Consider the following 11814-nt stretch of genomic DNA (forward strand, 5'->3'; position numbering starts at 1 on the left):
CATTGGCTGCCCTTGTTTTCGTCAGTAATTTTGTTCCACGTACTGGCATAAAAACCGGGTTAATTCAGTGTAGACCATTTTCAAACTATAGCATATGTACAGAAAATTATCCATTGCGAGTATCCTGTTCGCAGCAATGCTTACCGCATCCTGTTCCAAAGATAAGGATGATAACAACACTCCCGCTACGCACAAAGTAGTGTTTAAGGCCGAAACTTCAGCAGGTGGCACTATCAACAGAGCCTCTTACGGTGTTGATGGCGACAGCCATAGCGCTATCAATCTTAGTGGCACTTCCTGGAGCAGCCCTGAGCTAACGGCTCCTGCAGGCGCTTATAATGCAAATATCGTTATAAATGGAGTAGGCACCAGTAATGCCTCCACCCTGAAAGTAGGGATTTATGTAGATGGAGAACTGAAAAAAGAAGCATCGGCCAATCCAGGTGTGGTATTAAGCGTTATCCTCAATTATAAATTTTAATGCGGCAAAAACGTTTTCCATGCAGTTCGTGAAATATACATCCGCCATTATTGTGCTAACGCTCCTTTTCTTTACTGCCGGTTCAGCTGCCCATGCACAGGCGAAACTGGATAAACGGGCTAAAGAGGCACTGGAGCAGCGTTATAACGACGATAAGTATTATGCGGAATTTCAAAGAGGTATTTACAACCGGGAGAACTGGAAGAAATCGTGGGTGGGAGCAAGGCTCACAGATGTTTACAAAAAATGGGGCGCTCCCGCAAGAGCATTCCCCGATGGGGATGGCGGGCAGGTGGTGGTGTATGAAAAGGTATCTAACTATGGCGGTGGCAGCTATACGCCGGGATATACCATCACAGGTTACAATGTTTTCGGACAGGCAGTAAACTCGGAAACGGTACAGTCGAAAGATACGCGGTGGGCCAGCCAATACGTTGAAGCTACTACCTTGTTTGTGGATAAAAATGGGGTCGTTACAAAAGTAGATTATAAGATAAACAGCTCACGATCCGGTAACTATTTTTGATATGAATTACGCATTCAAAACAATACTGACAGCTAGTTTACTGGCCATAGGCTTCCCCGGCTTTTCGCAAGGTAAATACTTTGAAGTAGTTATTGAGAAAGGACCATTTAAAGACTACGGAACAGTAAAGCCACTCAATAACCAATATGATGTACAGCTTCGCTATAGCGGCGTAAAACAGCGGCAGCTTTTGGAAGGAATCCTCGAATATCTGAAAAACAGACCTGCCCTGAAAATTGATACGGTGCTTAATAATGGCTCAGTGGTAGTATACCGCGATTTTGCCACCATCGGCACTAAACAAAACTGCTTTGCTGATCTTACCGGGCTTATTTACCTGTTTGCTGTACCTGAAGAAGGATATATTTCCATCCGCTCCGGAAGTATTACAAAGATCTACGCTTCTGTTTTTGATGCTAAGCTGTTCATCAGCCCGGGAGGAGACGTGGTGTCTGAGCAGGATGTGCCTTTCAATGAGTATAAGTTTATACAGCCTACTGATGGCCGCACACAAAGTGCCGTTGCCCCGCATGGCGGACTTTTGGGGCACGCCACTTCACGTAAAATCAATTATAAGCTGGCTTACCCCGACAGCATCTTTGATCCGGATGGGAAAATTGTAAACCCCGCGAATAAGAAACTCCTCGAGGCTTTCTTCGATGGTTATGTAGCGGACCTGGACCAGTTTCTGAAAACAAAGTTTAAAGTGAAGTAAGCGCATGGCAACTCCTGTATTCAAACCAGGCGATTGCGGAAAAAATACCCTGAAAAATAGGTCATCCCAAAAGTAAATAGTGCTTTTGGGACGGCCCGTTTTTTATTACGCGGAAACGCGTGTGGCCGAAATTGTATAATTTATGGCATTTGCGCCATTGGGAATACCCCTTACCTTTATGGCGTTTAAACATTTTTATGCCAGGGAAGCAAAGAAAACTCATTGTTATAGTGCCTTCACCAGGTGTTTTCCTGCTGGATATAGCAGGGCCTGTGGATGTATTCACGGTAGTAAACAAGATACTCAAAGAAGAGATTGCCAACGGTAAAGAAGAGTATGAAATAATGATGGCGTCTCCTACCGACAGCCGGAAGATTAAAACAAAGAGTGAGATTGAATTGGATTGTGCGGTGACGGTTGCAGAGATCGACAGACGGGTGGATACATTGATTGTGGCCGGTTTTTCTATGCAGCAATTCCAGCCAGGTCACTCTTTCTTTCAATTACTGAAAGATATTTACCCGAAAGTACGGCGTATTGCTTCTATCTGTGTAGGGACTTATGCTTTGGCGGAAGCGGGTATCCTGAACGGAAAAAAAGCTACTACGCACTGGGAATTCAGCCGGCAGTTACAGGAAAAATACCCTGCCATAAAAGTGGACAGCAACCCTTTTTATATCCGTGATGGTAATGTATATACTTCCGGTGGAGTAAGCTCCGGGATAGACCTGGCGCTGGCACTGGTAGAAGAAGATGTAGGAAGGGATCTTGCGTTGAAAGCGGCGCGTAAACTGGTACTTCATCTGAAGCGCATCGGGTATCAGTCGCAATTCAGTTCCCTGTTGCAGGCGTACAGTCTGGAGAATTCCATTGCAGGTAAACTTCATCCCTGGATGCTCCGTCATTTGCAGGACGATTTACAGGTAGAACATCTGGCAGCCCGCAGCAATATGAGTATACGCAATTTTAACCGTGTTTTTGTGAAAGAAACAGGTGTCACCCCTGCAAGATTCGTGGAGAAATTGCGGATAGAAGTAGCGCGGAAATACCTGGAAGATAGTGACCTGAGTATGGAACAGATTGCGGATAAATGTGGGCTGGGCGGATTAGTATCCATGCGGCGGACCTTCCTGCGGCATATGATGATATCTCCGAGTGAGTATCGCAGATCTTTCAGAACATCCTTACAAACAATTGAATAATTACTTAAAAATATATCACGATGAAAGTAGCTATTAATGGATTCGGGCGTATCGGCAGAATGACACTCAGGGCTCTTCAGAACAAAGCAGGAGTGGAGGTCGTCGCCATTAATGATCTGACAGACATCCAACTGTTGACACACCTGTTTAAATATGATACTTCGCATGGGAAGTTTCCAGGCGCCGTCACACAGAAAGATCAGCATATTATCGTAAATGGACATCCTATACAACTGCTGACGGAGAAGTCGCCTGAAAAACTGCCGTGGAAAGAGCTGGGCATTGATGTAGTGATTGAATCCACCGGGCGCTTTACCCACCGGGAACTGGCGCAGCAACATATCACGGCTGGTGCAAGGAAAGTGTTGATTACTGCCCCCGCAACCGGTAATGTGAAAACAATTGTAGCTGGCGTAAATGATGACCAGATTACAGAAGAAGATGAAATCCTTTCCACTGCATCCTGTACAACGAATTGTATTGCGCCGTTGCTATATTTGCTGGAGAAGGAATATGGTATTACATCCGGTTTTATGACGACCATACACGCGTTTACAATGGACCAGATGCTGCAGGATGGACCACATAAGGATTTCAGGAGAGCGCGTGCGGCTACACAGTCTATCATTCCAACTACAACAGGGGCTGCTAAAGCGATCGGCGATGTGTTGCCCGGAATGAAAGGTAAACTGGATGGCTTTTCTTACCGGGTACCGGTGATAGATGGTTCTATCGCAGAGTTGTCGCTGAACCTGGAGCAAACTGCTTCGGCGCAAGAGATCAATCAATTATTTAAACACTACGCAAATAGCAGTCTTAAAGGGGTGCTGGAATATACAGAGGAACCATTGGTATCTGCAGATATCCTGGGAAACACCCACTCATCCATTATTGATGGCACATTGACCCGTACAATCGGAAACCTGGTGAAGGTTGTAGCCTGGTATGATAATGAAGTAGGTATCTCAAACCGTTTGGCGGAACTGACTGTGGCATTAGCAACGACCAAACCTGTTGTTGTTTAAATCATTCCTTACCATAAAGGGTTGACCAAAAAGTAAAATTTGGTCAACCTTGTTTTTTAGCATGATAAAAGAATAGGATTAATCTACAATTTCCCGGCTACATACTTTACTAATTGCAGTACAGCACCCCAACCTTCGTTTGCTTCTTTAAACAGGTAATCCGTCATTTCATAATTGATTTCCTCTGTGGCGGAAAGAATGGTTCTTTCTCCATTTTTTATAAATTCATACGTTATTACAGAAAGCAATCTGTCCTTATCTTTGATATCAATCGGAAACATATTCATCCCCCATTTGTTTTGTTACCTTAGGGTCTGTGAAAACGCTCCAGGCTTTTTTTGTTGAAGCGTTTATGTCAATCGTCTTTTTAATAACTGGTTTGTTCATCTGTGTTAACTGTTTTTTGGCGAATTGACTTATTTTAGCAGTTTGGCGGTGACGGATGATATCGTTTTACTGCGCTAAAGTGACCTTATATCACAGATATATCATTGGCCTAATATGGAAAAATCACGTAATCATCCGGCAGCACTACCTTTCCTGTTTCTCTCCGAAATGTGGGAGCGATTTGGTTTTTATCTGATTCTGGGTATTTTCCAGTTGTACCTGACAGACACCTCAAAGGGAGGCTGGGGAATGGACCGTGCAACCGCAGCCGATATCTTCGGTACCTTCATCGCTTTTGTATACCTGACGCCCTTCCTGGGCGGACTGATAGCCGACCGCAAAATTGGTTACAGTAAGTCGATTATTATCGGAGGCATCCTGATGGGGATAGGATATATAGGCTTGTCCGTACATAACCTGACCTTTTTTTACCTGTCGCTTGCACTGATCTGTGTTGGTAATGGATTCTTTAAACCCAATATTTCCACTTTGCTGGGGAATGTATATAACGATGAAAAGTACCGCAGTCGTAAAGACACAGGGTATAATATTTTTTACATGGGTATTAATATCGGCGCTTTTATCTGTAACTTTTTTGCTGCCTTTCTGCGAAACACCGTAGGCTGGGGCGCTGCATTCATCGCTGCCGGCATAGGCATGTTCCTGGGAGTGCTGATTTTCGTTATCGGGATGAAACATTACCGGCATGCAGATGTACGCAAACCTGAGCAGGAAGGCGATATGCCGCTGAGCAGGATTTTCTCCGTTGTATTCCTGCCGGCAATTGTAGTGGGACTGGGCGCCTGGTTTATTCCCGGCAACATCTTCGGGTCTGACTCCACTGATGCGTTCATCTTTGCCTGTATCCCGATATTGTTCTTTTTTGTATCCCTGCTGATGAAAGCCGATGCAAAGGATCGTAAGCCCATATCCGCACTGTTGGCCATTTTTGCAGTATCTATTGTGTTCTGGGCTGTATTTAAACAGAATGGCACTGCGCTGACCACCTGGGCGCAATATTATACAGACAGGGAAATTCCTGCTGCCATTGAGCATCCTGCCCAGAGCCTTTACGTGGTAGAAACGGTGCAAAATAAACCGGATTCAGTAACTGCCTATGATGATGAATTCAGGGTGGTACGGGATGCGGCAGGTAAGCCGGAAAAAGTATGGGATAAGGTAGCCTACTTCAAGAATGTGGCGCCGGAGAAAATGCTGGCAGAAGAAAAAAGTATCAGCTTGTATAACACGGAACTGTTTCAATCCGTCAATCCCTTTTTTGTGATTACGCTAACACCTTTGATTGTAATATTCTTTGCATTGCTGCGGAAGCGGAACAAGGAGCCATCCACGCCGTCGAAAATTGCCTGGGGATTGCTGATATCGGCTGTATCAACGCTGATGATGGTGGGTGCGGTATATGTGTGCAGCAATGGCGCTGTGAAGGCATCACCCTGGTGGCTGATAGGAAGTTACGGTATCATAACGGTAGGGGAATTATTCCTGAGCCCTATGGGGTTGTCGCTGGTGTCCAAACTTAGTCCGGCGCGTATTACTTCGCTGATGATGGGAGGCTGGTTCCTGGCTACATCGATCGGTAATAAACTCTCAGGTATCCTGGCAACTTTATGGGACACGTATGATAACAAGGCGAACTATTTCCTTGTGAATTTTCTGCTGCTGGGAGGAGCGGCCGCAGTAATATTTATGATGTTGCGCTGGCTGAACAGGATTTTCAAAGGGTATGTAAAGTAGATAACATTTTTAAATTTATTTAATGAAGAAAGTAATTTTAGATTTAGCAGTAACCTTGGATGGATTTATTGAAGGCCCGAACGGAGAAATTGATTGGTGCATTATGGACGATGATATGAATATGGATGCCTTTATATCAGGGATAGACACGATATTTTACGGCAGGGTGAGTTATGACGCCTGGGGAAATTTCCAACCGGAAGTAAATGCCAGTTCAATGGAACAAGCGATATGGCAGGGAGTACATTCAAAGCATAAATTTGTTTTTTCCAGCCAGAACAGGCAGGATGAAAGAGCCACTTTCATAAATGCCGGTATAGCTGATAAAGTAGCTGAGATAAAAAAGCAGGGAGGTAAAGATATTTGGCTTTATGGCGGCGCAAGTCTTATCAAAACATTTATCAATTTAGGGCTTATCGACATATATAGAATATCAGTACACCCGATAGCTTTAGGAGAAGGGAAGCCGTTGTTTGAGAACCTAAAAGAACGGGTAAGGTTGAGCTTAGTCAAAACCAATGTGTTCAAATCGGGGGTGGTACAACTTATTTACGAGGCTGAAAGATGAAAGGACCCCTTTGGGGTATAGCTATATTGTCCGTTTAACAATAATTATCGTAGTTTTTTTAGTATCTTCTGTCAGCATTTATTTCATATCCTTTTGCGAGCAAATATTTGGTTTTTTCCATATGAAAAGAACTATTAAAAACGAGTCAGAGCTTCATGCTCCGACGAAGGCAATACTTGAACAGGAAAGAAAAGTATTGTTGGATCTTGGCAATGATATTACCAAAGTGAGAGAGAAGAATGATCTTATCACACTTTTTAAAAACAGGATTAAGGGATTATTTTACTTCACTCATACTATTATTACCTTAGTAGACCATAAAGACGAAACCTACTATGCATTCCTGCTGGATAATGAAGGATCTCCTATCAGAACCCATCTGAGGTACAGGGAAATGGTAGCATCCCGGTTTTCACTGAACGAACCCTTTATACAAGCTGTATTAACATCAGAAGAGCCCGTTTCTTTTATCCTGGAAGAAATAATGAACAAGCCCCAAAGTCCACCCTTTCTGCGAGTAAATTATGAAGGGGGCGTGCGGGAAATTCTGATGACAAGACTGATGAAAGAAGGAAAGCCAATGGGCTTTATTCATATGTACTCCGACCGGACAGACAGCTTTAGTCCCGAATTCAGGGGCGTAATGAAAGGTATTGCACCACAGCTGTCGGGGGCAGTTGCTAATATTATAAAAAATGAGGAGTTACTGAATAAAGACAAAGAGAAATCTTTTCTCCTCGATTTCAGTAGTGATATAGCAGCCGTAAGAACAAAGGAAGAACTCACCCTTGCTGTTCGCACCGCGCTGCGTAAACTGGATCAGCAAGGTGGCTTCGTTATCAGGTGTATCAATGAAGATAAAGCTACGTTGAGTGCATATGTATATGATCTTGGATCTGCTGCTGATGAAAAATCACTCTCCGTTCTTGTGAAAGCAAAATATCCTATTAATGATGGTTTGCAAAATCGGGTACTCAACAGTTCCATTCCTTTATTATTCAATGTAGAAAGAGAAATACAAAGAGGGATCACATCATCCTATTTGCAATACTGGAAAAAAATGGGCTTCGAAAATTTTGTAGGTATACGATTGCGCAACGGGGAAACCAACCTGGGAATTTTGCTCCTCGACATTGAAGAGATGAAGATAGAACTACTGCAGGGAATTTGTGCACAGATATCTATCGCCCTGGCTAATATTATGGCTAATGAGCAGATCAGCAAAAAACAGGAAGAACAGGCCTTTCTGTTGGAGTTCAGTAGCGCGCTCGCTAAGATGCGTACGAAAGATGAACTGCAGGCCGCTATCTTCGAGGTGTTGGATAAAATCATGAATACACAGCTTGCCATGATACGCGTATTGGAAGATGATGGCGTGCATTTGAGCGTATTTATGTTTGATCGCCGGCTATTTGGAAAGGCCCATGCCGATTTTGATAAATTAGTCGCCAACAAAATTAAAATAGATGAAACCTATACCGCACAGGTACTGGCAAGCAAAGAAGGAGTAGTATTTAATGTAGATGAAGAACTAAGAAGCGGTAATGATTATGCGAAACTCTGGAAAACCACCGGGCTGAGAAATATGTATGGTTTACCATTACGTATGGGCGATAAGATTATCGGTACCATTTGGCTGCTGGCAGATTCCCTGGGTACTTTATTACTGAAAGGTATCTGTTCGCAGATTACTGTTGCAGTAGCAAATATATTAGCGAATGAAAAATTACTCGCTTATAAAAAGCAACTGGAAATAGAAAATGATTATTTGAAAGAACAGATCAAAACGATTTATAACTTTTCTGAAATCATTGGTAGTGGGGAATCTATGCAGGAAGTATACCGCCTGATGGGACTTGTTGCAGCATCCAATACCACTGTGTTGATATTGGGAGAAACAGGTACGGGTAAAGAATTGATAGCAAGGGCTATTCACAATGCATCGCCCCGGAAAGAAAACCTGATGGTGAAAGTAAATTGTGCAGCGCTGCCTGCTAACCTTATCGAAAGTGAATTATTTGGTCATGAACGTGGTGCATTTACCGGTGCAACAGATCGCCGTATCGGGAAATTTGAAATGGCAGATAACAGCACTTTATTTCTTGATGAAATAGGAGAGTTACCACTGGAAGCACAGGCTAAGCTGCTGCGTGTAATTCAGGAGCGTGAACTGGAGCGTGTGGGTGGCAAACAGGTAATTAAAATCAATGTGCGCCTTGTTGCCGCTACCAACCGTAATCTGGAAGATGAGGTCAAAGCTGGCCGTTTCCGTGCTGATCTGTATTTCAGGTTAAATGTATTTCCTATCAACCTTCCACCTTTACGGGATAGGTTGGAGGATATAGAAACGCTCACTCATTTCTTTGTAAAGAAATATAGCAGGAACACCGGGCGCACTATCAGGAAAATAGCACCCAGGGTTATACAACAATTACGTAGCTATACCTGGCCCGGTAATGTAAGGGAATTGGAACACCTTATTGAAAGGAGCATATTACTGGCTGCAGACAGCACGTTGAGTGATGTTTTTATACCACGTAATGCTGACGCAGATAAACAGGAGCAGGCTTTCCTGCTAAACCGTTCCCTGGAAGAAGTGGAGCGCGGTTACATTATTGAAACGCTGAAACGCTGCGGAGGCAAGATTTCCGGTACCGGCAGCGCCGCAGAAGTATTACAAATTCCGGGGAACACATTACATTCTAAAATAAAAAAACTGGGAATTACAAAGAGCGACTATTTCTCGTGATGAAAACCCCTTAATAAAGTGATAAGCTTGATGGTTTCATTAAATACAGTGAAAAATTGATACCCCGGTTTTTATTATTTGGTTGATTTTTAATGATTTGCGAAAGATGGCATTTGGTTGGCCTAATAGATAGCATCACTAAAAACAAAAATCAAATTTATGAAAATCGTAGTAATCGGAGGCACAGGTCTCATTGGAACCAAGGTAGTAAATCAACTTCGTCAGGCAGGCCACCAGGTTATTGCCGCATCTCCTGCAACGGGTATCAACACCCTCACCGGAGAAGGACTGGCTGAAGCCATGAAGGAAACTGATATTGTTATTGACCTTGCCAACTCTCCTTCATTTGAAGATAAAGCTGTAATGGAATTTTTCCAGACAGCAGGTCGTAACCTGTTAGCCGCAGAAATCAATGCAGGCGTAAAACATCATGTGGCGTTATCTATTGTAGGCGTCGATATTATGCAGAACATTGGTTACATGCGTGCGAAAAAGGTTCAGGAAGAACTGATTGAGCAGTCAGGCGTACCTTATACTGTTGTTCGCAGCACTCAATTCCTTGAATTTATTGCCGGTATCGCCAACCAGGCTACAGAGGGCAATGAAGTGCATCTTTCAGATGTATTGTTCCAACCTATCGCTTCTGATGACGTGGCAAAATTTGTAGCTCAATATGCACTGGCTGCTCCGTTGAATGGCAAGGTAGAAATTGCAGGACCTGAACGTTTTGAAATGTACAAAATTGTTGAGCGTTATCTGCAGTTGGCCAACGACCCACGCACTGTAGTACCAAATGGTAAACCCGCATACTTCGGTGGCGAAGTTACGCACAGCGCCCTGGTACCTGCCGGAGAAGCGGAATTGGGAGCCATCAACTTTGAAAGCTGGTGGGCAGTCCAGGCTGTAAAGGCTTAACTACTCCAGACCTGCGTTCTGTTGAAACGAAGACGACAGGCGACAGTTTGTAACGGGAGTGCACTTTCCACCTGTTCGTGCACCAGGATATCCCTGCGCCGGCGTATTATCTTTACGAACCGGTCAGCAACACGGGAAGTCAACGGATTGCAGCTCACCTCCCATCGATTTATTTTAAACCAATAGCGCCAACACTTGCCTTGTTGAAAGCAGAAGTATTAAAACCAGCATGGTCATCAGATAAAATCCTTTTTTCTCAAAAAAATTTTACCATGACACAGATCATTAAAGCAGAAAACGATCTGCAAATTTCATCACTACTGCCGCTCAAAAATTATAGTCTGGACGAGGCTTTCGGGGAAATAAAAAAAGGACATTCCAGTAATAAAACCGAAATGTCCTTTAAGGTGACCCCTACGGTACGTTTTTCGAACTTTTTTATGGAAGATTTAAAGAGGCTCGCAAGCATGGCTGTTTAATAAACAGCCTGCCTGCGGGCCTTTTCTGTATATGATCATTTGTGAACCTGAAAATTGTGTTGTATGTTAAAGTTATCATGTAAAGAGGCAAGGGAACTAGACTTGGTTGATTACCTGGCTTCCCTCGGCCATCATCCTCAAAAGATCAGAAACCAAGATTATTGGTATTTATCCCCATTGCGGCAAGAACGAACTCCCTCCTTTAAGGTTAGCCGTCGGCTGAATATGTGGTACGATCACGGCATTGGGAAGGGAGGTAATCTCATAGACTTTGGGTTGCTCTATTTTAACTGCCCTGTCTCCGACTTTTTGCAGCGCTTGGCTCAATACCAGCCATCCCCAACTTTTTCTTTTCACCCGCCAGCCCCGGCGTCCTTTGCTGGTGAAAAGAAAGAACCCGGTGAGGGTAAAATTGTGGTTGTTGCCACCCGCCCCCTAAATGATGCGGTGCTGTTGGGGTATATTCAGAAGCGGTGTATACCCATAGAAATTGCCCGCCGTTTTTGCGAGGAGGTGGATTTTCTTTTATATGGAAAGAAGAATACCGCAATCGGTTTTCAAAACAACGCAGGAGGATATGAACTGCGGAACGAAAATTTTAAAGGCAGCAGCGCTCCAAAAGAAATAACCTTAGTAGACAACCACACCGAACAGATAGTCGTTTTTGAAGGCTTCTTTAGCTTCCTATCTTTTTGCACCATCAACAGAAACCAACAAGCCCCTTTGACAAATTGTCTTGTTTTAAATTCCCTTTCCTTCTTTGAAAAAAGCCGTCCACTGATGGAGCAATACAAGCAGGTACATTTGATTTTAGACAGAGATACAGCCGGCGTGAATCACACCCGAAAAGCCTTGCAATGGGATGAAAGTAAGTACATAGACCGGAGCGACTTTTACCACGGCCGAAAGGATTTAAACGACTGGCTTATTCATCATCACCATAGCCAAAGAGAAAGCCAGCGGAAAGGAAGAAGGCTTTAACTCGCTTAGGTAGCCAGCTATGTTTTGGTAA

General features: G+C 43.7%; 12 protein-coding genes. 11 read left to right on the forward strand and 1 reads right to left on the reverse strand.

Going from position 1 to position 11814, the window contains the following annotated elements:
* Positions 1-94: 94 nt before the first annotated feature.
* The 5 genes from ACMXI2_RS00625 to gap all read left to right on the forward strand — a co-directional run bounded on the left by ACMXI2_RS00625 (position 95) and on the right by gap (position 3949).
* The gene (locus tag ACMXI2_RS00625; protein ID WP_483779812.1) at positions 95-481 is read left to right on the forward strand and encodes a hypothetical protein; all 387 of its coding nucleotides are present in this window, start codon (positions 95-97) and stop codon (positions 479-481) included.
* A 19-nt stretch (positions 482-500) separates the two neighbouring features.
* Positions 501-1007 carry a hypothetical protein gene (locus tag ACMXI2_RS00630; RefSeq protein ID WP_483779813.1) on the forward strand — a complete coding sequence of 169 codons (507 nt, stop codon included), beginning with the start codon at positions 501-503 and terminating at the stop codon, positions 1005-1007.
* Between the two features lies 1 nt (position 1008).
* Positions 1009-1722 carry a hypothetical protein gene (locus ACMXI2_RS00635; protein WP_483779814.1) on the forward strand — a complete coding sequence of 238 codons (714 nt, stop codon included), beginning with the start codon at positions 1009-1011 and terminating at the stop codon, positions 1720-1722.
* Between the two features lie 197 nt (positions 1723-1919).
* Positions 1920-2924 carry a GlxA family transcriptional regulator gene (locus tag ACMXI2_RS00640; RefSeq protein ID WP_483779815.1) on the forward strand — a complete coding sequence of 335 codons (1005 nt, stop codon included), beginning with the start codon at positions 1920-1922 and terminating at the stop codon, positions 2922-2924.
* 20 nt (positions 2925-2944) lie between these two features.
* The gene (gene gap, locus ACMXI2_RS00645; protein WP_483779816.1) at positions 2945-3949 is read left to right on the forward strand and encodes a type I glyceraldehyde-3-phosphate dehydrogenase; all 1005 of its coding nucleotides are present in this window, start codon (positions 2945-2947) and stop codon (positions 3947-3949) included.
* 83 nt (positions 3950-4032) lie between these two features.
* Here gap and ACMXI2_RS00650 read toward each other — a convergent pair whose 3' ends face one another.
* On the reverse strand, positions 4033-4236 hold the full coding sequence (locus tag ACMXI2_RS00650; protein ID WP_483779817.1) for a hypothetical protein: 204 nt from the start codon (positions 4234-4236) through the stop codon (positions 4033-4035).
* Between the two features lie 214 nt (positions 4237-4450).
* On the opposite strand from ACMXI2_RS00650, the gene ACMXI2_RS00655 reads away from it, so the two are divergent.
* From ACMXI2_RS00655 to ACMXI2_RS00680, 6 genes are all read left to right on the forward strand, one after another.
* Complete coding sequence (locus tag ACMXI2_RS00655; RefSeq protein WP_483779818.1) at positions 4451-6091, forward strand: peptide MFS transporter; 1641 nt, start codon at positions 4451-4453, stop codon at positions 6089-6091.
* A 22-nt stretch (positions 6092-6113) separates the two neighbouring features.
* The gene (locus ACMXI2_RS00660) at positions 6114-6659 is read left to right on the forward strand and encodes a dihydrofolate reductase family protein (RefSeq protein WP_483779819.1); all 546 of its coding nucleotides are present in this window, start codon (positions 6114-6116) and stop codon (positions 6657-6659) included.
* A 121-nt stretch (positions 6660-6780) separates the two neighbouring features.
* Complete coding sequence (locus ACMXI2_RS00665) at positions 6781-9408, forward strand: sigma-54-dependent Fis family transcriptional regulator (protein ID WP_483779820.1); 2628 nt, start codon at positions 6781-6783, stop codon at positions 9406-9408.
* 159 nt (positions 9409-9567) lie between these two features.
* Positions 9568-10323 (forward strand): SDR family oxidoreductase, encoded by a 756-nt coding sequence (locus tag ACMXI2_RS00670; RefSeq protein WP_483779821.1) that lies wholly within the window; start codon positions 9568-9570, stop codon positions 10321-10323.
* 77 nt (positions 10324-10400) lie between these two features.
* Positions 10401-10802: a hypothetical protein gene (locus ACMXI2_RS00675; RefSeq protein WP_483779822.1), complete on the forward strand. Its 402-nt coding sequence runs from the start codon at positions 10401-10403 to the stop codon at positions 10800-10802.
* 63 nt (positions 10803-10865) lie between these two features.
* Entirely contained in the window at positions 10866-11783 is a 918-nt protein-coding gene (locus ACMXI2_RS00680; protein WP_483779823.1) for a toprim domain-containing protein, read from the forward strand.
* The last annotated feature ends 31 nt before the right edge of the window (positions 11784-11814 follow it).

The sequence above is a fragment of the Chitinophaga sp. G7 BAM 1005 genome (assembly GCF_057126945.1).

Bases quoted from the DNA above. Each gene is read 5' to 3' on its own strand.
- ACMXI2_RS00625 (WP_483779812.1), top strand. From the start codon at position 95: ATGTACAGAAAATTATCCATTGCGAGTATCCTGTTCGCAGCAATGCTT.
- ACMXI2_RS00630 (WP_483779813.1), top strand. From the start codon at position 501: ATGCAGTTCGTGAAATATACATCCGCCATTATTGTGCTAACGCTCCTT.
- ACMXI2_RS00635 (WP_483779814.1), top strand. From the start codon at position 1,009: ATGAATTACGCATTCAAAACAATACTGACAGCTAGTTTACTGGCCATA.
- ACMXI2_RS00640 (WP_483779815.1), top strand. From the start codon at position 1,920: ATGCCAGGGAAGCAAAGAAAACTCATTGTTATAGTGCCTTCACCAGGT.
- gap (WP_483779816.1), top strand. From the start codon at position 2,945: ATGAAAGTAGCTATTAATGGATTCGGGCGTATCGGCAGAATGACACTC.
- ACMXI2_RS00650 (WP_483779817.1), bottom strand. From the start codon at position 4,236: ATGAATATGTTTCCGATTGATATCAAAGATAAGGACAGATTGCTTTCT.
- ACMXI2_RS00655 (WP_483779818.1), top strand. From the start codon at position 4,451: ATGGAAAAATCACGTAATCATCCGGCAGCACTACCTTTCCTGTTTCTC.
- ACMXI2_RS00660 (WP_483779819.1), top strand. From the start codon at position 6,114: ATGAAGAAAGTAATTTTAGATTTAGCAGTAACCTTGGATGGATTTATT.
- ACMXI2_RS00665 (WP_483779820.1), top strand. From the start codon at position 6,781: ATGAAAAGAACTATTAAAAACGAGTCAGAGCTTCATGCTCCGACGAAG.
- ACMXI2_RS00670 (WP_483779821.1), top strand. From the start codon at position 9,568: ATGAAAATCGTAGTAATCGGAGGCACAGGTCTCATTGGAACCAAGGTA.
- ACMXI2_RS00680 (WP_483779823.1), top strand. From the start codon at position 10,866: ATGTTAAAGTTATCATGTAAAGAGGCAAGGGAACTAGACTTGGTTGAT.